Annotated in this window: 21 protein-coding genes; 15 read left to right on the top strand and 6 right to left on the bottom strand. The window is 72.9% G+C overall.

Annotation, left to right across the window (positions count from 1 at the left end; all coding sequences use genetic code 11):
• Positions 1–18 precede the first annotated feature (18 nt).
• Positions 19–810: an ABC transporter permease gene (locus tag ACTWPW_RS13195; protein WP_375108625.1), complete on the bottom strand. Its 792-nt coding sequence runs from the start codon at positions 808–810 to the stop codon at positions 19–21.
• On the bottom strand, positions 807–1712 hold the full coding sequence (locus ACTWPW_RS13190; RefSeq protein ID WP_375108626.1) for an ATP-binding cassette domain-containing protein: 906 nt from the start codon (positions 1710–1712) through the stop codon (positions 807–809). Before ACTWPW_RS13190 ends, ACTWPW_RS13195 begins: the two co-directional genes overlap by 4 nt.
• Positions 1713–1885: 173 nt before the next feature.
• Between ACTWPW_RS13190 and ACTWPW_RS13185 the strand changes: the two genes are divergently transcribed.
• The gene (locus tag ACTWPW_RS13185; protein WP_443168872.1) at positions 1886–2992 is read left to right on the top strand and encodes a DUF5685 family protein; all 1107 of its coding nucleotides are present in this window, start codon (positions 1886–1888) and stop codon (positions 2990–2992) included.
• A gap of 12 nt (positions 2993–3004) precedes the next feature.
• Here the strand turns inward: ACTWPW_RS13185 and ACTWPW_RS13180 are convergent, their stop codons facing one another.
• A complete protein-coding gene (locus ACTWPW_RS13180) occupies positions 3005–5851 on the bottom strand; it encodes a response regulator (protein WP_443168871.1) in 2847 nt (948 codons plus the stop codon).
• Positions 5852–6006: 155 nt separating this feature from the next.
• On the opposite strand from ACTWPW_RS13180, the gene ACTWPW_RS13175 reads away from it, so the two are divergent.
• The 6 genes from ACTWPW_RS13175 to ACTWPW_RS13150 all read left to right on the top strand — a co-directional run bounded on the left by ACTWPW_RS13175 (position 6007) and on the right by ACTWPW_RS13150 (position 10771).
• Positions 6007–6693 (top strand): response regulator, encoded by a 687-nt coding sequence (locus ACTWPW_RS13175; RefSeq protein ID WP_364125031.1) that lies wholly within the window; start codon positions 6007–6009, stop codon positions 6691–6693.
• Between the two features lie 10 nt (positions 6694–6703).
• Positions 6704–7534: a glutamate ABC transporter substrate-binding protein gene (locus tag ACTWPW_RS13170; protein ID WP_375108629.1), complete on the top strand. Its 831-nt coding sequence runs from the start codon at positions 6704–6706 to the stop codon at positions 7532–7534.
• Between the two features lie 108 nt (positions 7535–7642).
• The gene (locus tag ACTWPW_RS13165; RefSeq protein ID WP_375108630.1) at positions 7643–8386 is read left to right on the top strand and encodes an amino acid ABC transporter ATP-binding protein; all 744 of its coding nucleotides are present in this window, start codon (positions 7643–7645) and stop codon (positions 8384–8386) included.
• Between the two features lie 8 nt (positions 8387–8394).
• Positions 8395–9225 (top strand): glutamate ABC transporter substrate-binding protein, encoded by an 831-nt coding sequence (locus ACTWPW_RS13160; protein ID WP_443168870.1) that lies wholly within the window; start codon positions 8395–8397, stop codon positions 9223–9225.
• Positions 9226–9230: 5 nt separating this feature from the next.
• Entirely contained in the window at positions 9231–9899 is a 669-nt protein-coding gene (locus ACTWPW_RS13155; RefSeq protein ID WP_364125020.1) for an amino acid ABC transporter permease, read from the top strand.
• A complete protein-coding gene (locus ACTWPW_RS13150) occupies positions 9896–10771 on the top strand; it encodes an amino acid ABC transporter permease (protein WP_443168869.1) in 876 nt (291 codons plus the stop codon). Before ACTWPW_RS13155 ends, ACTWPW_RS13150 begins: the two co-directional genes overlap by 4 nt.
• A 909-nt stretch (positions 10772–11680) precedes the next feature.
• On the opposite strand, the gene ACTWPW_RS13145 is transcribed toward ACTWPW_RS13150, so the two are convergent.
• The gene (locus ACTWPW_RS13145) at positions 11681–11935 is read right to left on the bottom strand and encodes a hypothetical protein (RefSeq protein WP_443168868.1); all 255 of its coding nucleotides are present in this window, start codon (positions 11933–11935) and stop codon (positions 11681–11683) included.
• A gap of 27 nt (positions 11936–11962) precedes the next feature.
• On the opposite strand from ACTWPW_RS13145, the gene ACTWPW_RS13140 reads away from it, so the two are divergent.
• The gene (locus ACTWPW_RS13140) at positions 11963–13321 is read left to right on the top strand and encodes an amidase (protein WP_443168867.1); all 1359 of its coding nucleotides are present in this window, start codon (positions 11963–11965) and stop codon (positions 13319–13321) included.
• A 5-nt stretch (positions 13322–13326) separates the two neighbouring features.
• On the opposite strand, the gene ACTWPW_RS13135 is transcribed toward ACTWPW_RS13140, so the two are convergent.
• A complete protein-coding gene (locus ACTWPW_RS13135) occupies positions 13327–15393 on the bottom strand; it encodes an ATP-binding protein (protein ID WP_443168866.1) in 2067 nt (688 codons plus the stop codon).
• A gap of 207 nt (positions 15394–15600) precedes the next feature.
• Between ACTWPW_RS13135 and ACTWPW_RS13130 the strand changes: the two genes are divergently transcribed.
• From ACTWPW_RS13130 to ACTWPW_RS13110, 5 genes are all read left to right on the top strand, one after another.
• On the top strand, positions 15601–16680 hold the full coding sequence (locus tag ACTWPW_RS13130) for an NAD(P)H-dependent amine dehydrogenase family protein (RefSeq protein ID WP_375108635.1): 1080 nt from the start codon (positions 15601–15603) through the stop codon (positions 16678–16680).
• The gene (locus tag ACTWPW_RS13125) at positions 16677–17195 is read left to right on the top strand and encodes a carboxymuconolactone decarboxylase family protein (RefSeq protein ID WP_364125006.1); all 519 of its coding nucleotides are present in this window, start codon (positions 16677–16679) and stop codon (positions 17193–17195) included. The genes ACTWPW_RS13130 and ACTWPW_RS13125 overlap by 4 nt, the downstream gene beginning before the upstream one ends.
• The gene (locus ACTWPW_RS13120; RefSeq protein WP_375108636.1) at positions 17192–18814 is read left to right on the top strand and encodes a GMC oxidoreductase; all 1623 of its coding nucleotides are present in this window, start codon (positions 17192–17194) and stop codon (positions 18812–18814) included. The genes ACTWPW_RS13125 and ACTWPW_RS13120 overlap by 4 nt, the downstream gene beginning before the upstream one ends.
• Before the next feature lie 108 nt (positions 18815–18922).
• Positions 18923–19900 carry an ABC transporter substrate-binding protein gene (locus ACTWPW_RS13115; protein ID WP_443168865.1) on the top strand — a complete coding sequence of 326 codons (978 nt, stop codon included), beginning with the start codon at positions 18923–18925 and terminating at the stop codon, positions 19898–19900.
• A 113-nt stretch (positions 19901–20013) separates the two neighbouring features.
• Positions 20014–21111, top strand: coding sequence for a glycerophosphodiester phosphodiesterase (locus ACTWPW_RS13110; RefSeq protein ID WP_375108638.1), 1098 nt, complete (start codon positions 20014–20016; stop codon positions 21109–21111).
• A gap of 2 nt (positions 21112–21113) precedes the next feature.
• Here the strand turns inward: ACTWPW_RS13110 and ACTWPW_RS13105 are convergent, their stop codons facing one another.
• Positions 21114–21935 (bottom strand): DUF1206 domain-containing protein, encoded by an 822-nt coding sequence (locus tag ACTWPW_RS13105; protein ID WP_443168864.1) that lies wholly within the window; start codon positions 21933–21935, stop codon positions 21114–21116.
• A 105-nt stretch (positions 21936–22040) separates the two neighbouring features.
• Between ACTWPW_RS13105 and ACTWPW_RS13100 the strand changes: the two genes are divergently transcribed.
• Both ACTWPW_RS13100 and ACTWPW_RS13095 read left to right on the top strand, forming a co-directional pair.
• A complete protein-coding gene (locus ACTWPW_RS13100) occupies positions 22041–23534 on the top strand; it encodes a tetratricopeptide repeat protein (RefSeq protein WP_443168863.1) in 1494 nt (497 codons plus the stop codon).
• Between the two features lie 11 nt (positions 23535–23545).
• Entirely contained in the window at positions 23546–24367 is an 822-nt protein-coding gene (locus ACTWPW_RS13095; protein ID WP_364124990.1) for a PIG-L family deacetylase, read from the top strand.
• Positions 24368–24530: the final 163 nt, after the last annotated feature.

Below are 24530 nucleotides of genomic sequence, written 5' to 3'. Positions count from 1 at the left end.
CCTCCACCCCGCCCACGCTCAGGCGTCGCGGCGGCGCAGGACGGCGTGCCCCGCCGCCACCGCCACCGCCGCCCAGGCCAGCAGCCATACCAGCCCCTCCCCCGCCGAGTACGGGATCGGCCCGCCGGTCATGTTGTCCGTGCTGCCCATGAACGCCAGCCCGGCGAACATCGGCATGCGCATCGAGGCGTCCACCGCCGCCTGGCTCCCGGTCATCAGCAACATCAGCGGCAACCCCATCAGCAGCATGAACACCACGGTCAGCGTGCCCGCCGCGCTGCGCATCGCGGCGCCGACGCCGATCGTCATCACCGACACCAGCGCGAAGAACACCCCCACGCCCAGCAGGTCGAGCACGACCTCCCCGACCGGCAGCACGACGAGCCCGCCGAACACGTCGATCGACAGCACCAGGTACACGGCCACCGTGGCCACCGCCCCCGACAGCACGCCCGCCACGAACATCACCGGCGCCACCACCAGCGCCTTGGCCGCCAGCATCACCCCGCGCGCGGGCGTGGCCTGCAGCGTGATCCGGATGCCCCCGGAGGCGTACTCCGAGGTGATCGTCAGCATGGCCAGGGCCACCAGCGCGAACTGCACGAACGACGTGGCCGAGACCACGGGCTCGCTGGCCGTGATCCGCACGCCCGCCAAACCCTCGCGCACGGCGTCGGTGGCCGTCGCGCCGCCCAGGGTGAGCGCGGTCGGCACGGTCAGCGCGAACGCGCAGGCCAGGGACCACCACGTGGACCGGACCGACCACAGCTTCCCCCACTCGGCCCCGATCGCCTGCCACAACGTCCTCATACGCCCGCTCCGTACTCCACGCTGCCCGAGGTCAGCTCCTGATAGGCCTGCTCCAGGGACGCCTCCCTGGTGCGCAGCCCGTGCAGCCGGATCCCCGCCTCGTGGGCCAGGTCGCCGATCCGCTCGATGGCCGCGCCGGTGGCCTCGAGCTCGTTCTCGCCGAGGCGGTCCACCTTGATCCCGTCGGCGCGCAGGCGGGCGGCGAAGTCGCCGGCGTGCGGGGTGCGGACCAGCACGGACGTCAGCGAGCTGCCGGCCAGGACGTCCGCGAGCGGCGCGTCCATGATGAGCCTCCCCTTGCCGATCACCACGAGGTGGTCGGCGGTGAGCTGCATCTCGCTCATCAGGTGGCTGGAGACGAACACCGTACGGCCCTCGGCGGCCAGCGATCGCATGAGCCCGCGTACCCACCGCACGCCGTCCGGGTCCAGCCCGTTGACGGGCTCGTCGAACATGAGCACCTCGGGGTCGCCGAGCAGCGCCGCCGCGATCCCGAGCCGCTGGCTCATCCCGAGGGACAGCGTGCCGGCCCGCTTGCGCGCCGCGCCCGCCATGCCCACCGTCTCCAGCACCTCGCCCACCCGCCGCCGCGCGATGCCGTTGCTGCGGGCCAGCGCCACCAGGTGGGCGTGACCGCTGCGGCCGGGGTGCACGGCCCGCGCGTCGAGCAGCGCGCCGACGGTGCGCAGCGGGTTCCTGATGCGCTGGTACGGGACGCCGCCGACGAGCGCGGTGCCGGCGGTGGGCCGGTCGAGGCCGAGGATCAGGCGCATCGTCGTCGACTTGCCCGACCCGTTCGGGCCGAGGAAGCCGGTCACCGTGCCCGGTTTCAGCTCCAGCGACAGGTCGTCGACGGCGAGCCGGTCGCCGTAGCGTTTGGTCAAACCCTTGAGACTGATCACGCCGCCCCACGCTAGGAGCCGTGCGGGGCGGGGACCATGGGGGCGAGCCGCCGACCTTGATGGCGGAAGTCCGTAATGGGCCTGGCGGAGAGCCGTACGATCTGCCCTGTCGTTCTACTCGGTCGTTCCACTCTGTCGTTCTGCTCTGTCGTTCCGGAAGCCTGTGAGGTCGTGTGTTCGGGATCATTCGCCCCTGTGTCGAGCACGGATGCCCGTCGCTGCGTGCGGCGTGGCAGGCGCATCTGTGCGGCCTCTGCCTGACGTTGCGGGACGGGCAGGGGCACGGGGCGCGGCTGACCACCAACTACGACACGCTGATCGTCTCGGTCCTCACGGAGGCCCAGCTCCCGTCGTCGGCGCCGCGCCGCCTGGCCGGGCCGTGCGCGTTACGCGGCTTCCGGTCCGCCGAGGTGGTGGACGCGCGGGCGAGCGGGGCCCGGCTGGCGGCGGCGGTCTCGCTCCTGCTGGCGGCGGGCCGGCTGCGCGACCACGTGGCGGACGGCGAGGCCACCTTCGGCCGGGCGAGGACGGTGCTGGCGTCCCGCTGGGCGGCGGGCGGAGCGCGCCTGGCGGCCGGGGTCGGCTTCGACCCGGCACCCCTGGTCTCGGCTGTGGACCGCCAGCTGACCCTGGAACGCCGCCTTCCCCCGGACCGGCCGGCCGTGCTCGAGCTGACGGCGCCCGCCGAGGACGCGGTGGCGGCGGCGTTCGCGCACACGGCGGTGCTGGCCGGGCGGCCGGGCAACGCCGCCGCGCTGGCCGAGGCGGGCCGGTTCTTCGGCCGGATCGCGCACCTGCTGGACGCGGCGGAGGACCGGGCCGAGGACGCGGCGCGGGGCGCGTTCAACCCGCTGACGGCCACGGGGACCACGCCCGCGCAGGCCCGCCGCCTGTGCGACGACGCCGCCCACGGCCTGGCCCTCGCGCTGCGGGAGGTCGACTTCGAGGAGCGCCACCTGGTCGACACGCTGCTCGGCACGGAGGTCCGGCGCGCGGTCACCCGCACGTTCGACCCGCACACCCGCTCGCCCGGCGCCTCCTACGACCACCCGGGCTGGATCCGCAAGTCGGCGGCCGGGGTGACGACGTTCCTGACGTGCGGGGTGTGGCGGCCCCGGTGGAGCAAGTGGAAGGGCCGCGACTGGGACGACCGCTGCTACGCGGGCCGGATCTCCGACTGCGGCTGCGGCAACTGCGGTGAGTGTTGCGACTGCTGCCGCTGCTGCAAGCGTTGCGACTGCTGTGACGGCGGCGGCTGCGACTGCTCGTGCGGCGCGTGAGGCCGCCTCGCATCAGGAACAGGAGGCGTTCATCCACTCCGGAACGTCGCTGAGCAGTCCCTCCAGCTCCTGCAGCAGTTCCTCCCCGACGGGCTCCCCGGACCGGGCCAGGCTCTCCATCCGCTCGCACAGCCCGGCCTCGCGGACCGCGCCGACGGTCGCGCAGGCCCCCTTGAGCCGGTGCGCGAGCGCGGCCGCCGTCGGTAGGTCCCCGTCGTGTACGGCCTGTCTCAGCTCCTCGAACGTCCGCGTGGCCGTCGCCAGGTAGGCCCGGGCCACGTCCGCCAGCGCCTCCGGCGACAGCCCGGCCAGTTCGGGCGGCAGCCCGGCGGAGGCCGTCCACTCCGGGATCCTGGCCAGCAGGCGCGCCCAGTCCACCGGCTTGGCCAGGTGGTCGTCCATGCCCGCCTCCAGGCACCGGATGCGGTCGTCCGGCATGGCCGCGGCGGTCATCGCGATGATCGGGGTGTGGACGTCCTCGCGGCTCCTGATCTCCTCGGTGGCGGCCAGGCCGTCGAGCACGGGGAGCTGGCAGTCCATGAACACCAGGTCGTACCCGCCGGCCAGCACCGCCCGCACGGCCTGCTCGCCGTTGTCCACCACGTCGACCTCGTGGCCGGCCTGTTCCAGGACGAGCATCGCCACCTGGCGGCTGACCTCGTCGTCCTCGGCCACCAGGATCCGGGCGCCCCCGTCCGGGCCGCCGCCGGCGACGGCCAGGTGCTCGCCGGGGCACTCGGCGGTGCCCAGGGCGTTCTCCACGGCGGCGAGCAGGCGGCGCCGGCTGAGCGGCCGGGTGATCGACTGCACGGCCCGCTCCCCCGCCGCGACCGGCCAGGCGAACCCCGAGCGGCCCGGGGTGACGACCACGATGACGCTGGTGGCCTGGAGCAGCGGGTCGGCCAGGATGGCGGCGGCCAGGGAGCCCGGTGTGCCGGGGCCGCCGGAAGCGCCCAGTTCGAGGGCGACCACCGCCAGCTCGTACGGCCGCCCGTCCACGGCGGCGGTCCGCAGGAGCGTCAGGGCGGACTCGTCGTCCCTGGTCTGCTCCACCTCGGCCCCGGCCTGCGCCAGGAACCGCGCGGCCAGCGTCCGGTCCTCGGGGCGCTGGTCGGCGACGAGCGCCCGCCGCCCCTCCAGCGCCCCGGCCCCCGGCTCGGACCAGGTCAGCACGTCCACCGGCAGCGTCGCCCAGAACCGGCTGCCCACGCCCTCCACGCTGTCCAGCCCGATCCGCCCGCCCATGAGCTCGACGAGCTGCCGGCTGATGGCCAGGCCCAGCCCGCTGCCGCCGGTCCTGCGCGTGATCGGCGAGTCGACCTGGCGGAAGACGCCGAACACCCGCTCCCGGTCGGCGGGGCCGACCCCGATCCCGGTGTCGGCCACGGCGAACCTGAGCACCACCCGGTCCTCGCCGGGCTCGCCCTCGTCGAGCGTGACGTGCAGGTCGACGCCGCCCTGGACGGTGAACTTCAGCGCGTTGCCGACCAGGTTCGTCAGCACCTGGCGCAGCCGGGCCGGGTCGCCGCACACCTGCCGCGGCACGCCCTCGTCGAGGCGGAGCGTGAGCCAGAGCCCCTGCTCGTAGGCGTGCGGCGCGAACGGCGCCACCACCTCGTCGCACAGGCGGGGCAGGTCGAACGGCACGGCCTCGACCTGGAGGTGGCCGGCCTCGATCCTGGACAGGTCGAGGAAGTCGTCGAGCAGGCGCAGCACGTTGTGGGCCGACTCCTGGGCGGTGCTGGCGTAGTAGCGCTGCTCCTCGTCCAGGCGGGTCCCCATGAGCAGGGAGTTCATGCCGAGCACGCCGTTGATCGGGGTGCGGATCTCGTGGCTGATCTTGGCCACGAACTCCGACTTGGCGCTGGAGGCGCTGACCGCGTCGTCCCTGGCGGCGGCCAGTTCGGCGGCGTACCTGGCCAGGGTGGCCTGCGCCCGGCGGCGGCCGCGGGTGGAGTGGATCTGCAGGCCCAAGCCGATGAGGATGAGCAGCGCGAGCAGGGCGGCGACGGTGAGCACGTTCGTGCGCAGCTGCTCGGCCGAGGCCAGCGCCTCGCTGGCGGAGACCTCGGCGGTGACCGTCCAGCCGATGCTGGGGATGGGCTCCGAGGCCGACAGCACCATGCCGTCGATGCCGCTGTAGGTGCCGCTCCACGCCTGCCCGGCCAGCGCGGCGTCCACCCGGGGGTCCTCGCGCAGGGAGGTCAGGGCATACAGCTTCCTGCCGGGGTCGGCGACGAGCACGCCGGCCTTGTCGGTGATGAGCAGCCGGATGTCCTGCGCGTCGGCGGCCTCCTCGGCGAACACCTGGATGGCGTCGAGGCTGTAGACGACCGTGAGCATGCCGAGCATGCGGGTGCCGTCGGCGCTCGGGACCGGCGCGGTCACCGCGACGGCCCTGGACACGTCGCGCATCGTCGGCGTGTACGCCTGGGAGACATGGGCCTGGCGCTGGTCGCGCACCGCGCGGTACCAGTCGGTGCTGGAGATGTCCTGCGGCAGCACGCTCGGCGGCTCGGCGCCGATCATGCCGCCCTCCGGGGAGACCAGCATCAGCCCGCTGACGCCGTCGCGCATGCGGCGCAGCTCGTCGAGCCAGTCGCGCAGGGTGCCGGTGGGCGGGTCCTCGACCGCCTCGCGCACCTGGGGCCGCTGCGCGTACGCGGTGACGAGCTGCTTGAGCGAGGCCATCTGCTGCTCCACCACGACCCGGCCGACCGACGCGGTGGTCCTGACCCGGTCGGTGACCTCGTCCTGCACCGCCTGCTCCGACAGCGAGATGCTGGAGGAGGTGAGCAGCGCGAGGGGCAGCAGGCCGAGCAGCGTCCACAGGGCCGTCACCGCGAGCAACCATCGCACGGGCGTCCGTCCCTCCCCCCACTCGTTCGGGTACAGAGTAGGAGGGATCCGGCGCGCGCGCCGGATCCCGGTGAGCAGAACGAGCAAAAGTCGATCTTTTGTAATAAAACCCGCCTAAGCTGCAAAGATCGACCAAATGGACGAGGAGCGTGGCGATGCCTGAGCCCAGGGACATCACCGTACTCATCGTGGATGACGACCCCGTCGTCACCGCCGCGCTGCAGGCGCAGGTGAACCGGGTGCTCGGCTTCCGGGTGGTGGGGATCGCGCATACCGGGCACGCGGCGCTGGCCGCCGCCGGCCGTTTCGCGCCCCGGCTTGTCCTGCTGGATCTGCACCTTCCGGATATGCCCGGCCTGGAGGTGGCGCACCGGCTGCGCCGCCCCGAGCAGCCGCCCGCCGACGTCATCGTCATCTCGGGCCGCAAGGAGTCGGCCACGGTACGCGCGGCCATGCAGCGCGGCGCCCTCTACTACCTGGTCAAACCGACCAGGACGGGCACCCTGGAACAGGCGCTGCTCCGCTACGCGGCCACCACCGAGCAGCTCGAGTCGGGCGGCCGCTTCGCCGAGCAGCAGGAGATCGACCGGCTCTTCCGCTCGCTCCACCTCGACCAGGCCGCCCGGCCGAAGAGCATCTCGGCGGCGACCGAGCAGGCCGTGCTGGACGCGCTGGCCGAGGTCGAGGAGGACGCCTCGGCGCAGGAGCTGGCCGCGATGATCGGCGTCAGCCGGGCCACCGCCCGCCGCTACCTGGAGCACCTCGCCGAGCGCGGGCTCGTCGAGGGGCGCCCGAAATACGGGCCCACCGGCCGGCCGCAGAACCGATATCGCGTCCGGTGAGGGGGGCTCAGTGAGCGGGCTGCGGGTGTTACTCGCGGTGGTGCTGGTCTGTCTCCTGCCCACGGGCTGCGGCGAGTCCGACGCCTTCCCCGAGGACTCCACGATGGCCCGCATCAGGGAGCGCGGCGTCCTCACCGTGGGGATCAAGTTCGACCAGCCGATGTTCGGCTACAAGGACCCGGCCAGCGGGCGGATCACCGGTTTCGACGCCGAGATGGCCCGGCTGGTGGCCAAGGACCTCACCGGCAGCGAGCGCAACATCCGGTTCGTCGAGACCGTCTCGCGCGAGCGCGAGAACTTCATCTCCCAGGGCGTGGTGGACCTCGTCGTCGCCACCTACTCGATCACCCCGGCCCGCGCCGAGCGGGTGTCCTTCACCGACCCGTACTACTACGCCGGGCAGGACATGCTGGTCAGGGCCGGCGACTCCACCATCAACCAGGTGTCCGACCTGGACGGCAAGACCGTCTGCACGGCGACCGGCTCCACCTCCGTCGACCGCCTGCGCACCACCGTCCCCACCGCCGAGCTGGAGATCGTCGACGCCTACAGCATCTGCGTGCCCGCGCTGGTGGCCGGGCGGGTGGACGCGCTCAGCACCGACAACACCATCCTGCTCGGGCTGCTGGCCCAGCATCCCGACACGCTGCGGCTGGTCGGCAAGCCGTTCGGGCGCGAGCCGTACGGGATCGGCATCCGCAAGCAGGACGCGGCCTTCCGCGACTACCTCAACGGGCTGATCGCGCGCTGGCTGCGCGACGGGCAGTGGGACCGCGCCTTCATGGCCACCATCGGGGTGGGCGGAGCGACCTCGGAGTCCTCCAGGCCGGCCACCCGCTGATCCCTCCGCGGACCGGCCAATCGCTGAGCAGAACGATCACAAGCCTTTCCGCGACGCACACGGCTCCTACGGTTACGCCAACGCTGACCGAGACAAGGAGCGTGACGCATGACGCAGTCGGACCTGATCGTCCTGGACCAGGTCAACAAGCGGTTCGGCGATCACCACGTGCTCAGGGACGTGGACCTGACGGTCCGGCAGGGCGAGGTCGTCGTGATCATCGGCCCGTCCGGGGCGGGCAAGTCCACCCTGTGCCGGGCGATCAACCGGCTGGAGACCATCGACTCCGGCACGATCACCCTCGACGGTACGCCGCTGCCCGCCGAGGGCCGGGAGCTGGCCCGGCTGCGCGCCGAGGTCGGCATGGTGTTTCAGTCCTTCAACCTCTTCGCCCATAAGACCGTCCTGGACAACGTCGTCCTCGGGCAGGTCCACGTGCTGAAGCGGTCCAGGGACGAGGCCGTGCGCAAGGCCCGCGAGCTGCTCGACCGGGTCGGCATCGGCGGCCAGGCGGCCAAGTTCCCCGCCCAGCTCTCCGGCGGCCAGCAGCAGCGGGTGGCCATCGCGCGGGCGCTGGCCATGGACCCGAAGGCGATCCTGTTCGACGAGCCCACCTCGGCGCTGGACCCGGAGATGGTCAACGAGGTGCTCGAGGTCATGACGGCGCTGGCCCGCGAGGGCATGACCATGGTCGTCGTCACCCACGAGATGGGCTTCGCCCGGCGGGCGGCCGACCGGGTGGTCTTCATGGCCGACGGCGAGATCGTCGAGCAGAACACCCCCGGCACCTTCTTCGGCGCGCCGAGCAGTGACCGCGCCCAGTCCTTCCTCGCCAAGATCCTCACCCATTAAGGAGTGTCATGTTCGGCAAATCCCTTTACGCCGTTTTCGCCGTGCTCGCCATTACCGCCACCGGGTGCGGGGGCGGCGAGGAGAGCTACGCCTCCATCGTGGACAAGGCCAAGAACGACAAGAAGCTGGTCATCGGCGTGAAGGCCGACCAGCCCGGCCTCGGGCTGCGCATCCCGGACGGGAGCTTCACCGGTTTCGACGTCGAGGTCGCCAAGTACGTGGCCAAGCAGCTCGGCGTCGACCCGTCGGGCATCACGTTCAAGGAGACCGTGTCGGCCAACCGGGAGGCGTTCATCGAGCAGGGCCAGGTGGACATGGTGGTGGCCACGTACTCGATCACGGACGCGCGCAAGCAGAAGGTGTCCTTCGCCGGGCCGTACTTCGTGGCCGGGCAGGACCTGCTGGTCCGCGCCGACGAGGCGGCGCTGACCGGGCCCGAGACGCTCAACGGCAAGAAGCTGTGCTCGGTCGCCGGCTCGACCCCGGCGCAGAAGGTCAAGACCGAGTACGCCAAGGAGGTGCAGCTCCAGGAGGAGCGGACCTACTCGGCGTGCGTGGACCGCGTGCTCGGCGGCCAGCTCGACGCCATCACCACCGACAACGTCATCCTGGCCGGCTACGCCGCGCAGCACTCCGGCAAGCTCAAGGTGGTCGGCAAGCCGTTCAGCACCGAGAAGTACGGCATCGGCCTGAAGAAGGACGACACGGCCGGGCGCAAGGCGGTCAACGACGCCCTGGAGAAGATGTTCTCCGACGGGAGCTGGACCCAGGCGCTGCAGTCCAGCGTGGGCGCCTCCGGCTTCACCCTGCCGCAGGCCCCGCAGCTCGAGCGGTACTGAGGCCGATGGAAGCGTTGCTGACCGAAGGCGGCACCATCCTGGCCGCCTTCTGGATGACGGTGCGGCTGACGGCGGTCAGCGCGCTCGGCTCCCTGGTGCTGGGCACGTTGCTGACCGCCATGCGGGTGGCCCCGCTGGCCTCCCTGCGCGCCACCGCGACCGTGTACGTGACCGTGGCCCGCAACACGCCCCTCACCCTGGTGCTGCTGTTCACCGGCCTGGGCATCGGGGCGAACCTGGGCCTCGAGCTGTCCGACGACATCGCGACCAACAACTTCTGGCTCGCCGTCATCGGGCTGACCGCCTACACCTCGGCGTTCGTCTGCGAGGCCCTGCGCTCCGGGCTCAACACGGTGCCCGTGGGGCAGGCCGAGGCCGCCCGCTCGCTGGGGCTGGGCTTCGTCAAGACGCTGGGGCTGATCACGCTGCCGCAGGCGTTCCGCGCCGTGGTGGCGCCGCTGGGCAGCATCCTCATCGCGCTCACCAAGAACACCACGATCGCGCTGGTCGTGGGCGTGGCCGAGGCGTCGGTGCGGATGCGCGAGATGATCGAGACGTACGGGGACCAGGTGATCGAGATCTTCCTCGGCTTCGCCGCCGGGTTCGTGCTGCTCTGCCTGCCGATGGGGCTGCTGTTCGGCTGGCTGTCGAAGCGGCTGGCGGTGGCCCGATGAGCTACGCGAACCTGTACGAGGCCCCCGGGCCGCGCGGGATCCGGCGCAACCGGCTGCTGACGGCCTTCGTCGCGCTCGGCCTGCTGGCGGTGGGGTGGTTCGTCGTCGTCCGCTTCGAGGAGAAGGACCAGTGGGCGGCGGAGAAGTGGACGCCGCTGCTGAGGGGCGACGTGTGGACCACGTTCATCCTGCCCGGCCTGGCCGGGACGCTGGCCGCGGCCGTCGTGGGCGTGGTGCTGGCCGGGCTGTTCGGGCTCGTGTTCGCCACCGCCCGGCTCTCGGAGCATCGGTGGGTCCGGATCCCGGCGGCCGTGGTGGTGGAGTTCTTCCGGTCCGTGCCGCTGCTGCTGCTGATCTTCTTCGCCTTCTTCGGGGCGTTCGTGCTCGTCGGCGTGAACATCTCGGCTTTCGCGGCGGTGGTGTTCGGGCTCACCCTCTACAACGGCTCGGTGATCGCGGAGATCGTCCGGGCGGGGGTGCTGAGCCTGCCCAAGGGGCAGCGGGAGGCGGCGTACGCGATGGGCCTGCGCAAGGGGCAGGTGATGCGGCTCGTCCTGCTCCCGCAGGCGCTCAAGGCCATGCTGCCCGCGCTGGTCAGCCAGTTCGTGGTGCTGCTCAAGGACTCGGCGCTCGGGCTCATCGTGGGCTACGACGAGCTGGTGGACCGCGGGCTGAACGGGATCGCGGCCAACTTCTCCAACGTCATCCCCGCGGCGATCCTCATCGCGGCCATCTTCATCGTGATCAACACGGCGCTGGACCGGCTGGCCCACCGCCTCGGCGCCGCGAGCGGCGGCGGAGGGCCGGCAGCCACGGCGCGACGCCGAGCACGGCCAGCGCGGCCAGCAGGGGTGCCCGCCACCACCCCGTGACGGTCGCGGGCGGCGGGGCGGGCCCGGCGCTCACCCAGGGGCGGGCGGTCTTCGACCAGGCCAGGAACGCGTCGCCGACCGGGAGCAGGCCGAAGGCGTACCGCTTGGTCCACGGGGTGCCCAGGGGCAGGCCGGCCAGCTCACCGTAGTTGGCCAGCGCCCCGGCGAGCGGGGCGTCGCCGTGGACCTGGGCGGCGCCCAGGGTGACCGCGGTGGCCGACAGGCTCACCCCCAGCGGGAGCGGGCCGGAGTCGACGTCGCCGGGGCCGTCCATCCCCTCGGGGTATTCCCGCACGGCCGGGCCGAGGCCGAGCGGGGTGACGACGTAGCGGTCGCGGAAGCGGGCGTACTGCCCGGCGGCGAAGGCCGGGTCGATGTCGACGAGGAAGCGCTGGATCAGGCTCTGCGAGCTGCCCCTGGCCACCTCCGCCGGGTCGCCGGTGCCGGGCTCGGCGCGGTGCGGGAGCAGCCCGGTGCGCGGGTCCAGCCGCCGGCGCGTCCGGTCGAGCCAGCGTCCGACCGTGCCGGCGTACCGGGCCGGGCTCAGCAGCGCGTCGTGCAGGCGCAGCGAGGCCACCGCCACGGTCGAGTCGACCGGCCACGCCTGGCCCGGGTACGCCTCCAGGTACGGCGAGTCCGAGCCGTCGAACGCCCGCCCGAGCGCCGCCGAGTCGGCGGTGAAGCGGCGCAGCTCGGCGGGATCGCGCGCCGCGCCCGGCTGCAGGCTCAGCGCCCCGCCGCGCAGCCAGTTGGTCCAGCCCTGGTAGAAGACGCCGTGGGGCGGGACGAGGTCCGGGCTGAACGGGGCGCGGCCGGCCGGCGAGTCCAGCCGGTCCAGCGCCCACCGCGCCTCCCGCAGCGCCCGCGCCCGGGTGTCCCCGGGTTCGCGCAGGCCGAGGTCCACCCAGCTCAGGCCGTAGAGGACGTGCAGGAAGAAGTAGCCCTCGGGGAACAGCGCCTGCGCCCGCTCCCCTCCCCGGCGTCCAGGGCCGAGCGCAGGAACGCGAGCTGGCGGCGCACCCCGGGCGGCTCGCCGTCCGGCCCGGCGGTGGCGGGGACGATCAGGCGGACCGCGCCCGCGAGCGCGCAGAGGCTGATGGCGACGGCGGCGAGCCCGCGCGACCAGCGCAGGACGCGGCGGGCGGGGGACGGCGCCTCGGACATCTCGCTGATGCTAGTAGAAAGGGGTCCATGTCGATCCCCCCTGGCCCCTTCGCCGGCCCTTTCCCCGGCCCGTTCACCGGCCGCACCGTCACCGAGCTCGCCCGGGACCTGCGCGACGGGCGCGCCACCTCCGTCGACCTGGTCGAGCGGGCGCTCGGCGCCGTCGCCGCGCTCGACCCGGCGCTCAACGCGTTCGTCACCGTGGACGCCGCCGGGGCGCTCCAGGCGGCCCGCCGGGCGGACGCGGAGCTGGCCGGGGGCACCGACCGCGGGCCGCTGCACGGGGTGCCGGTCGCGGTGAAGGACCTGATCATGGTGGCCGGGCTGCCCGCGACCATGGGGTCACGGCACTTCGCCGGCTACGTCCCGGACGCCGACGCCGAGTGCGTGGCCCGGCTGCGCGCGGCCGGCGCGATCATCGTCGGCAAGACCACGACGCACGAGTTCGCCTACGGGCCCACCGGCGACCGCTCGGCCACCGGCCCGTCGCGCAACCCCTGGGACCCGGCGCGCATGTCCGGAGGCTCCAGCGGCGGCAGTGCGGCCGCCGTGGCGGCGGGCATCGTCCCGCTCGCCGTCGGCACGGACACGGGCGGCTCCGTCCGCATCCCGGCCGCCCTGTGCGGGGTGGCCGGGTTCAAGCCCGCGTACGGCGCGATCCCGACCGACGGCGTGTTCCCCCTGTCCCGGAGCCTCGACCACGTGGGCGTGCTGGCCGGCGACCATGAGAGCTGCCTGATCGCCCACCGCCGCCTGTCCGGGGACGCCGGGCACCCGCGAGACGGCGCCGGGGGCGTGCGGGTGGCGTGGCTCGACCCGGCCGAGCTGTGCGACGGGGACTCCCGGGTGACGGCCGCCGTGCGGGCGGTGGCGGGCGCGGCGGAGGAGGTGCGGCTGCCGGAGGGTGCCGCCGAGGAGCTGCGGGAGACGTACGCGGCCATCCAGAGCTGCGAGACGGCCGCCGTGCACGCCGAGCGGCTGGCGGGCGCGCCCGAGCTGTTCGACCCCGAGGTGCTCGAACGCCTGCGCGTCGCCTCGGACGTGCCCGGCTGGCGCTACGTCCGCGCCGTGGAGGCCCGGGCCCGGCTGGCCGGCGCGGCCGGCGCGCTGTTCGCGGGACACGACGTGCTCGCGCTGCCGACCGTGCCGATCACCGCGCCGCCGATCGACTCGCGGGAGACCGAGGTGGAGGGCCGGACGGTGGCCGTGCGGCCGGCGCTGCTCGCGCTGACCAGCCCGTGGAACGTGCTGGGCCTGCCGGCCCTGACGGTGCCGGTCGGCACGGTGGACGGCCTGCCGGTCGGCCTGCAGCTCGTCTGCCGCCCCGGCCACGAGCCGCTGCTGTTCGAGGCCGCCGCCCGGATGACGGGGGCCGACGGGGGCTGACGGTCTCAGCGGTCCTGGGCGGGGCCGGGGCCGGGCGGGTCGAGCGCGTGCAGAATCCCGGTGTCCAGGCCGGTGTCGTAGCCGGCCTGGAAGGCGGCCTGGAAGGCGCGGTCGCCGATCGCCCGGCGGGCCTGCCGCTCGCACCTCTCCCTGGCCTCGACCCACTCGCGGATGCCGATCTGGGCCCGGCCGATGGTGTCCCAGACCTGCTGGGCCAGCCCGAGCCGGCGGGCGGCGGGCTCGCCCTGCCCCGACGCGGACGCGGCGCAGGCCAGCACGTCGAGGGCCAGCGCGATCCCGATGCTGTCGTGCAGCCGGTGCTTGATCTCCAGCGCCGCCCTGGCGTAGGCCTGCGCCGCCTCGAAGCGGCCCAGCACCAACTCCGCCTGGGCGCGGAAGAGGTCGGCGTACGCGCGCATCCAGCGCTCGCCGTGCTTGTCGCACTCGGCGCACATCTCCTCCAGCGCCTTGACCGCGTCCTCGACGCGCCCTTCGGCGGTGTGCACGTGGCTCTGCCCCAGCCGGGCGAGGAGGGTCGGCAGGGTGAGTCCGTGCTCCGGCCGGTGCACGGCCAGCAGGCTGTCGGCCAGCGCCAGGGCCAGCGCCAGGTCGCCCCTGATGGTGGCCGCCGCCATGACCATGGCCTGCGCGGCGAGCGCCGCCGAGGTGTCGCCGAGCTGGTCGGCGACCCCGGCGCACTCGGCGGCCCAGGCCATGCCGGCGGTCGCGTCGCCCTGCACCATGAGGGTCAGGCTGCACACCCACAGGGCGCGGTTGCGCACCGTGCTCGGCTCGGTGTCGAGGTAGAGGGCCCGCTCCAGGTAGTGCTGGCCCTCCCTGAGGAACCCGCACGGATACCAGAAGAACCACAGCGCGGCGGCCAGCTCCAGCGCGGTGTGGTCGCCGGGGGCGGTCAGGCTGAAGTCGAGGGCGTTGCGCAGGTTGTCGTGCTCGGCGGTGGTGCGGTCGTTCCAGGAGACCTGGTCGGGGCCCAGCCAGGCGGCGTCGCCGCGGCGGGCCAGCGCCAGGTAGAAGTCGCGGTGCCGGCGCCGCAGCGTCTGCTGCTCGCCCAGGGCGCGCAGCCAGACGGCGCCGTACTCGCGGATGGTGTCGAGCATCCGGTAGCGCTCGCCACCGCCGGTCGGCGTCCAGGTCAGGATGGACTTGTCGACCAGCTCGGCCAGGAGCCCGGGGATGGTGGCGGCGGGCAGCAGCGCGTCGGCGCAGACCTCGGCGACGGCCTGGTCGTCGAAGCTGCCGGCGAACACCGAGGCCCGCGCCCACAGCAGCCGCTCGCCGGGCGTGCACAGCTCGTGGCTCCAGCCGATCGCGGTGCGCAGGGCCCGGTGCCAGGGCGGGTCGGCGCCGGGGGCCTCGTTCTCGGTGTCGCCGAGCATCGCGAAGCGGTCGTCCAGCCGCTCGCACAGCTCGGCGGCGGGCAGCTCGCGCAGCCGGGCCGCGGCCAGCTCGATCGCCAGCGGCAGGCCCTCCAGGCGGCGGCACAGGCGTACCAGCTCGGCCCGGTTGTCGTCGTTGACGGCGAAGCCGGGGACGGCGGCGGCGGTGCGGTCGGCGAGCAGCGTCACCGCCTCCTGCCGGCCCTCGCCGCGGGCGTCGGGGACCGGCAGCGGGTCGATGATCAGCACCTGCTCGTCCGGCACGCCCAGCGGGCGGCGGCTGGTGGCCAGGATCGACAGCCGTGGCGCGGCGACCAGCAGCTCGCGGGCCGTGCGGGCGCACTCCTCGACGAGGTGCTCGCAGGTGTCGAGGACGAGCAGCAGGTGCCGGTCGGCGAGGTATTCGGTCAGCACCTCCATCATGGGCCTGGTCGTGCGGTCGGCCAGCGGCAGCGCCTCGGCGATGCTGTACGGCACCAGCGCCCCCTGGTCCAGCGCCGAGAGCGTCACGAGCCAGGTGCCGTCGGTGAATCCGGGCCGCATGAGAGCCGCGGCCCGCAACGCGAGCCGGGTCTTGCCGACGCCGCCCACCCCGGTCAGCGTCACCATCCGGAACTCGCGGCACAACCGCCGGATTCGGGCCAGTTCGCCGCGGCGGCCTACCAGACTGGTCATCTCCGGCGGCAGATTTCCGGCATGCCGCCCACCCATCGTCATGATCCCCACCCGTCCGGCTCGCTCCGCCGCATTCGGTGACAGCAGCTTGCCGGACGTGGCCAGGATCCGCCACGAAAAGTGAGAAAGTGACTACGCGACCGACCTGGTCGGGGGGTCCGAAATGCGGGCCTATACACCAAACCAAGCGCTTGCTACGCTCCGCCCATGGTGTCCACGATCGTCTGGGGTACCGGCAACATCGGCCGCGCCGCCATCCGCGCCGTCGAAGCCCATCCGGCACTGAAACTGACCGCCGTGCTCGTCCACGACCCCGCCAAGGTCGGCCGCGACGCGGGAGAGCTCGGCGGGCTCGGCCACCGCCTCGGGGTCGCGGCGAGCGCGGACGTCGAGGCGGTCCTGGCCACCGCCCCCGGCGCCGTCGTGTACGCGGCCTCCGGCGACATCCGCCCCGACGAGGCCCTGGCCGACATCGTCCGGGCCGTGCGGGCGGGCGCCGTGGTCGTCACGCCCTCCCTGTACGCCCTCTACGACCAGCGCGGCGCCCCGCCCGAGCTGCGTCAGCCGGTGCTGGCCGCGATCGCGGAGGGCCGCGGCTCGCTGTTCGTCTCCGGCGTCGATCCCGGCTGGGCCAACGACGTGCTGCCCCTGCTGGTCAGCGGGCTGGCCACCACCGTGGACGCCGTACGCTGCCAGGAGATCTTCGACTACTCCACCTACGACCAGCCCGACTCGGTCCGCTACCTGGTCGGCATGGGCCAGCCGATGGACTACGAGCCGCCGATGATCGCGCCGACGGTGCCGTCCATGGTGTGGGGCGGCCAGGTGCGCCTGATGGCCCGGGCCCTCGGCGCCGAGCTCGACGAGGTCCGCGAGGCCGTGGAGCGGCGCCCGCTCGACGCCACGGTCACCACCGCGTCGATGGGCGAGTTCCTGGCCGGCACGCAGGGCGCGGTGCGGTTCGAGGTGCAGGGCATCGTCGGGGGCGAGCCGCGCATCGTGATCGAGCACGTCACCCGCATCCACCCGTCCTGCGCCCCCGACTGGCCGCTCGCCCCGGACGGCGTGGGGGCCCACCGGGTCATCATCGAGGGCCGGCCACGGATCGAGGTCACGGTCGAGGCCGCCGACGAGGACGGCAACCGGTCCGCCGGCGGCAACGCGACCGCCGTGGGCCGCCTGGTGGGCGCCATCGACTGGCTCGTGGCCGCCGAACCGGGACTCTACGACGCGCTCGACGTACCGCTGCGCCCCATCGCCGGCAGGCTCGGAAGGAGACGGCCTTGAGGATCGACATCCCGGAGGGCAAGGACGCGATCGAGTACGTGTGGGGCGAGATGGTCCCCGGCATCGGCCCCGCCGCCGCCCACTTCTCCCTGTCGGTGTACGCCCACACGACGCTCGGGCTGCGCGAGTTCGAGGCCGCCCGGCTGCGGACCGCGCAGATCAACGGCTGCGCCTTCTGCCTGGACTGGCGGACGGAACGGGACGGGCAGAAGGTCGAGGACGACTTCGCCGAGTCGGTGTCCCAGTGGCGTACGACCGATGCCTTTGACGAGCGCACCCGGCTGGCCGCCGAGTACGCCGAGCGGTACGCCCTGGACCACCACGGCCTCGACGAGGAGTTCTGGGGCCGGATGACCGCCCGCTACAGCCAGCTCGAGATCGTGGAGCTGAGCATGTGCATCGGCTCGTGGCTGGCCTTCGGCCGGCTCAATCACGTCCTGGGCCTGGACACCGTGTGCCGGCTGCCCAGTGGCTCCTCCCCCGCCCGCAAGCCGGAAGCGAGGCCCGCCCGATGAACGACCTCCCCCGCTCAGCCGCCCGCCCCATGAGCAGCCTCACCCGCCGCGGCTTCATCGCCGGAACCGGCACCCTCCTCGGGACCGCCGCTCTGGGCGTGCACGCCCCGGCGGCCCGCGCGATCCCCTCCGGGGCGCACGTCCCCGTCCTGGTGATCGGCACCGGGTACGGCGGCTCGGTCGCCGCCCTGCGCCTGGCCCAGGCGGGCGTGAACGTCCACCTGGTGGAGATGGGCATGGCCTGGGACACCCCCGGCTCGGACGGCAAGATCTTCTGCAACACGCGCGAGCCCGACTACCGCTCCTACTGGCTGCGTACGAGGACCAAGGCACCGCTCAACTACTTCCTCGGCTTCCCGATCGACCGGGACATCCCCCGCCACACCGGCGTCCTGGACGCGGAGGAGTTCGGCGGGATCACCGTCTACCAGGGCCGCGGCGTCGGCGGCGGCTCGCTGGTCAACGGCGGCATGGCGGTCACCCCGAAGCGCGAGAACTTCGCCGCCGTCCTGCCCTCGGTGAACGCCGACGAGATGTACTCCGTCTACTACCCGCGCGCCAACGCCGCGCTCGGGGTCGGCACGATCGACCCGGCCTGGTTCGACACGACGGCCTGCTACCAGTACGCCCGGGTCGGCCGCAAGCACGCCCAGCGCTCCGGCTTCCCGTTCGTGTTCGTCCCCGACGTGTACGACTGGGACTACATGAAGGCCGAGGCGGCCGGCACCGTCACCAAGTCGGCGCTGGCCGGCGAGATCCTCTACGGCAACAACCACGGCAAGAAGTCGCTGCAGAAGACGTACCTGGCGCAGGCGAAGGCCACCGGCCGGGTCACGGTCTCGCCCCTGCACCGGGTCACCTCGGTCACCCCCGCGTCGGGCGGCGGCTACACGGTGACCATCGAGCAGCTCGCCACCAACGGCGACGTCACCGCGACCAAGACCGTCACCGCCGACCGGGTGTTCTTCGCCGCGGGCAGCGTCGGCACCAGCAAGCTCCTGGTCAAGCTGAAGGCCACCGGCGCGCTGCCCGCCCTGAACGGCGAGGTCGGCAAGGGCTGGGGCGACAACGGCAACGTCATGTGCGGCCGCGCCAACCACCTGTGGGACCCGACCGGCAGCCTGCAGTCGGCCATCCCGTGCTGCGGCATCGACAACTGGGCCGCCGGTGGCGCGTTCGCCGAGGTCGCGCCGCTGCCCACCGGCATCGAGACCTTCGCCTCGTTCTACCTGTCCATCACGAACAACCCGCACCGCGCGCAGTTCTCCTGGAACGCGGCCGCGGGCCGGGTGGAGCTGAACTGGCAGACCGCCTGGAAGCAGCCCTCGATCGACATGGCCAAAACGATCTTCGACAAGATCAACGCGAAGGAGGGGACGATCTACCGGACGGACCTCTTCGGCATCTACAAGATCTGGGGCGACCACCTGACATACCACCCGCTGGGCGGCGCCGTGCTGAACCGGGCCACCGACAACTACGGCCGCCTGGCCGCCTACCCGGGCCTGTACGTCATCGACGGCGCGCTGATCCCCGGCAACACGACGGTCAACCCGTTCGTCACCATCACGGCCCTCGCCGAGCGCAACATCGAGCACATCATCGCCACCGACTTCTGACCCCCGCACCGTCTTCTGGATCGCGCACCGGCTCTTGCGTTCCGCACCGCCGATCTCCACCGCTAGCCTTGCCCCGGCCACCGTTCATGGACGACCCGAGGAGTTGCCGTGAGGCACGCCGGCCGGATCATCGGCATCGTCACCGCCGCCGCCGCCCTGACCCTGACGGGCTGCGGCGGCGGGGGCTCGGAGGGGCGCCGGGCGGGCGCGCCGGAGCAGGCCCAGCTGCGCGTCGGCGTGCTGCCGGTCCACGACGTCGCACCCCTGTACATCGCCATAGAGAAGGGCTACTTCAAGGCCGAGGGCCTGACCGTCACCCCGGAGGTCATGGCGCACGGCACGGCGGGCGGGCTGACCGAGCTGGCCGGCGGCGGGCTCGACGTCATCCTGGGCAACTACATGACCGTCTTCACCGCCGCCGAGAAGGGCGCCGGCGACTACGCGTTCATCGCCGACTGCTACCAGGCCGGTGCGAACGGTTTCAACATCGTGGTCAAAGGCGATTCTCCGATGGACACGCCCGCCGACCTCAAGGGCACGACCGTGGCGGTCAACGCCGTCGACGACATCGGCGGCCTCGCACTCGTCCACACCCTGACCGACCACGGCCTGCCGCGGGAGGCGGTCGAGTTGGTGGAGATCCCGTTCCCCGAGATGGCCGCGGCGATCGCGGCCGGGCGGGCCGATGCCGCCTGGATGACCGAGCCGTACCTCACCTACGCCCAGCGGCAGGACGGCGCCAGGACGGTCCTCGACACGATGGCCGGCGACATGAAGGACTTCCCGGTGGCCGGGTGGACCACCACCCGGGCCTTCACCCAGGACAGCCCGAACGCGGTGGCCGCCTTCCAGCGGGCGCTCGGCAGGGCGCAGGCCGAGGCGGCGGCCGACCGGGAGGAGGTGCGGAAGGTCATCCCGATGTACACGAGGATCGATGCCAGGACGGCGGCGGAGATCTCGCTCGGGACGTACCCGACCTCCATGGACGCCACCCGCCTGCAGCGCGTGCCCGACCTCATGCTGCGCCTGGGGTTCCTGAAGACCAAGGTGGACGTCGCCCCGATGATCGCGGGACCGGCCAGGTGAAGGCGCCGGAACAGGACGCCGGACAAGGACGCCGGAAAGGGACGTACGCGCACGTCCACCACTGTGTGCCCACCCGTAACTCGCGGTCCACCTCCGAGGTCTACCGTGCGCGCATGACGATGCGCAGGTTACTCGCGAGCGTGCTGTCCGCCGCCCTTGCCGGCGGTACGGTCGCCGTCGTGCTGACCCAGACCCCTCCCGCCACGGCCGAGCGCCGTGGCCAGGCCCCGATCGTGATCGCCCACCGGGGCGCCAGCGCCCACCGGCCGGAGCACACCCTCCTGTCGTACGAGGCCGCCATCGCGATGGGCGCCGACTACATCGAGCCCGACCTCGTCTCCACCAAGGACCACGTGCTGGTGGCCAGGCACGAGAACGAGATCTCCGGCACCACCGACGTGGCCGCGCACCCGGAGTTCGCCGACCGGCGCACCACCAAGACCGTGGACGGCCGGCCGGTCACCGGCTGGTTCACCGAGGACTTCACGCTGGCCGAGCTGAAGACGCTGCGCGCCAAGGAGCGCGTCCCCGATCTGCGGCCGGACAACAGCGCGTTCGACGGGCTGGCGGAGATCCCGACGTTCGAGGAGGTCGTGCAGCTCGCGCTCAAGCACGGCGTCGGCGTCTACCCCGAGACCAAGCACCCCACCTACTTCGACTCCGCCGGCCTGTCGCTGGAGGAGCCGCTGCTCGACGTGCTGAACCGCTACCACGTGCGCAAGGCGTACATCCAGTCCTTCGAGACGGCGAACCTGCGTGACCTGCGCGGCAGGACGCGGCTGCCGCTGATCCAGCTCATCACGTTCGGCGGCGCCCCCTACGACTGGGTCGCCGCCGGCAGCACGCGCACGTACGACGACATGGTGAAGCCGGACGGGCTGCGCGAGGTCGCCTCCTACGCGAGCGGGATCGGCGTGGACACCCGGCGCGTCGTGCCGGTGGACGCCGCCACGGGCCGGACGCTGGAGCCCACCACGCTCGTCGCGGACGCCCACCGCAGGCGGCTCGACGTGCACGTCTGGACGGTACGCAACGAGAACTCCCAGCTCCCCGCCGACTACCGGCTGGGCAACCCGGCCAGCCCCGTCTACCAGCGGGCGACCGGGAACGTGATGGGCTGGCTGTCCAGGCTGGTCGAGCTGGGCGTCGACGGCGCGTTCTGCGACGACCCGGCCATGGGCCGGGCCGTGGTGGCCAAGCGCTCGGCCTGACGCTACGAGGTCCGGCGCCAGCGGGACTCGCCGAAGCAGTAACCGGCGAACAGCAGCACCCCCAGCGCCACCACCACCAGCAGCCAGGCCCCGGCGGGCGTGTCGGCGAACTGCCTGAGCGTCGCGTCGATGCCGCCCGCCTTGTCCGCATCGTAGGTGATCGCCGCCTGGACGACGAAAATCCCGGCCAGCGCGGCGATCGCTCCCCGGGCGACGTACCCGCCGAGCCCGAGCCGGTCCATCACGGAGCGGGCCCGGGGGGACATGCGCCCGCGGTCGAGCTCCTCCCTGAAGCCCTTCGTGACGCCCCTGCGCACCCAGTACGCGCCGAGCACGACGAAGCCGAGCCCGATCGCGCCGACGATGAACGGCCCGGCCGGCAGGGCGAGCAGCTTGGCCGTCAGGTCCTGCGACTTCTGGTCGTCCGAGGTGGCCTTGCTCGTGGTCAGCACGCTGATCAGGGTGAAGAAGACCAGGACGTAGACCACCACCCGCGCGACCGACTCGCCCCTTTCGAGGGCCTTGTCGTGGCCGAACACGGCCTCCGACGCCTGCCACAACGCCAGCGCGGCGAACCCGGCCGTCATGATCCATAACAGCACGGCACCGAAGGGCAGCGCGGCGAGCGTGGAGATGGCACCCGCCTTGTCGGCCTCCTTCGACCCGTCGCCGGCGGCGATCTGCAGGGCCACCACGCCGATCAGCGCGTACAGCACCCCGCGGCAGGCCAGGCCCACCCGGGTCAGCACGGTCATCGGCCGGCTGGCGGCCGCCCGCCGCGTCGCGTCCTTCGCCTCGTGGCCCGCCTGTTCCGCAGTGTTCACCGTTCCTCCAAGAGGTTGCCGGAAGAATCCCGAGTGCCCTGGAATCGGCGCTCTACGCCTCGGCGGCCAGGTGCCGGGGCCCGGTTCGCTGGTTACATTGGACCGGTGAGCCACGATCAGCACGGCCTGGCGATGACGGGGGCGAGCGCCGGGGCCGTCCGGCACTACGACCGGGCCATCGACGAGTTGCTGCACTTCCGGGCCGAGGTGGACGCCGAGGCCAACGCCGCGCTGGCCGAGTCGCCCGACTTCGCGATGGGCAACGTGCTGGCGGCCTACCTGGGGCTGCTGACCACCGAGGTCGAGGACGCGCGCACGGCGCGGGCGCGGTTCGGGGCCTTCCGGCGCAGGATCGACGAGACCGCGCTGCTCCCCCGCGAGCGCGCGCACCTGGCCGCCGTGGGCGCCCTGCTCGACGGCGACTTCCTGACCTGCGGGGCGCTGCTCGGCGAGATCGCGGTGGAGCATCCGCGCGACGCCCTGGCGCTGGCCGCCGGGCACCAGATCGACTTCTTCACCGGCGACGCGCGCATGCTGCGCGACCGGATCGGCGGCGCGCTGACCTCCTGGCGGGAGGACGACCCGCACTTCGGGCACATGCTCGGCATGTTCGCCTTCGGCCTGGAGGAGGCCGGGCACTACGACCGGTCCGAGGAGGTCGGGCTGCGGGCGGTGGAGCTGAACCCGCGCGACGTGTGGGGCATCCACGCGGTGGTGCACACGTACGAGATGCAGGGGCGCTTCGGCCAGGGGCTGCGCTACCTCGACGCGCGGGTGCCCGACTGGTCCACCGGGACGTTCTTCAACGTCCACAGCTGGTGGCACTACTGCCTGTACGCGCTGGAGAGCGGCGACGTGGGGCGGGTGCTGGCGATCTACGACGCGGTGCTGGCGGACGGGCAGTCGAGCATGGAGCTGCTCGACGCCGCGGCGCTGCTGTGGCGGCTCCATCTGGAGGGCTCCGACCAGTCCGGACGCTGGCGGGCGCTGGCCGAGGCGTGGCCGCCGCGCGTGGCGGAGCCGTTCTACGCGTTCAACGACATGCACGCGGTGATGTCGTACGTGGGGGCCGGGCGGATCGGGGAGGCGGAGAAGCTGATCGCGGGGCGGGAGGCGTACGTGGCGGCGCCGCGGCCCGGGGTGACCAACCACGACATGACGCTCCGGGTGGGGCTGCCGGTGTGCCGGGCGATCGTGGCCTTCGGGCGCGGCGACTACGGGTGCGTGGTGGACCTGCTCCATCCCATCAGGCACCGGGTCAACGAGTTCGGCGGCAGCCACGCGCAGCGCGACGCCGTGCAGCGCACGCTGCTGGAGGCGGCCCTGCGGGCGGGGCGGCGGGAGCTGGCCAGGACGCTGGTGAGCGAGCGGATCAGCGTGCGGCCGTGCAGCCCGTACAACTGGCTCAAGCAGGCGTCCCTGGCCGACGCGCTGGGCGACGGCGCGGCGGCGGCGCTCGCGCGGCGGCGGGCGGACGAGCTCGCCCGCGGCGAGCCGGACGGGTCAGATGGGTCCGGCGGGTCCGGCGGGTCCGGCGGATACGAGCGGGACCGCCGGTCCGGGCAGGACGTCTCCGGGACTGTCGGAGCCGGCGAGTAGTGTTGCCACCCATGGATCGGCAACTCACCCTGATGGTCGTGCACGCCCACCCCGACGACGAATGCCTGAGCACCGGCGGCATCCTCGCCCGCTACACCGAGGAGGGCATCCGCACGGTCCTGGTCACCTGCACCAACGGCGAGCAGGGCGACGACGAGGGCGGTGTCAAGCCGGGCGAGCCCGGTCACGACGACGCGGCCGTGGCCCGGCGGCGGCTGGCGGAGCTGCGCGAGTCGGTGGCCCACCTGGGCATCGACCATCTGGAGCTGCTCGGCTACCGCGACTCCGGCATGGAGGGCTGGGACGCCAACGCCCACGCCGACGCGTTCACCAACATCCCGGTCGAGACGGCCGCCGCCCGGCTCGCCGCGCTCATGGAGCACTACCGCCCGCAGGTCGTGGTGACCTACGACGAGACGGGCGGCGGCGGCTACGGCCACCCCGACCACGTGCAGACCCACCGCATCACCGTGGCCGCCACCGAGCGGAGCGGCATTCCCGACAAGCTCTACTACACGGCCATCCCCAGGGCCGCCATCAAGCGCATGTTCGAGCTGATGCGCGAGCACGGCGTCGAGCTCGGCGACTTCGAGCCCTCCGACGACTTCGGCACCCCCGACGAGCGGGTGACCAGCATCGTCGACGTCACCCCCTACGTCGAGCGCAAGCTCAAGGCCCTGCAGGCCCACGAGAGCCAGGGGGAGAACATCTTCCTGCTGCGCATGCCGGAGGAGGCGCAGCAGCAGGCGTTCTCGCACGAGGCGTTCGAGCGGGTGCTGAGCAAGGTGGCCGTGCACGGCCACGAGGAGGACCTGTTCGCGGGCCTGCGCTGAACCCCACCCCGATCCGGGGTTTTTCGGGACACATACGAAACTTTCATCGGCCCGTTCGCCCCAGCGAGCAGGGCCGATGCCTTTTCCATGCTCGCACCGGTTTCACTGATCGTTGACAGCACCGTGAGGCGGCCCGATACTTTCGCCAACATACCGATACTTT

The organism is Nonomuraea sp. KM90, assembly GCF_052246675.1.
Classification (GTDB): domain Bacteria; phylum Actinomycetota; class Actinomycetes; order Streptosporangiales; family Streptosporangiaceae; genus Nonomuraea.
Note: the sequence above shows the minus strand (reverse complement) of the source record. Positions and strands in the feature narration are given on the sequence as shown.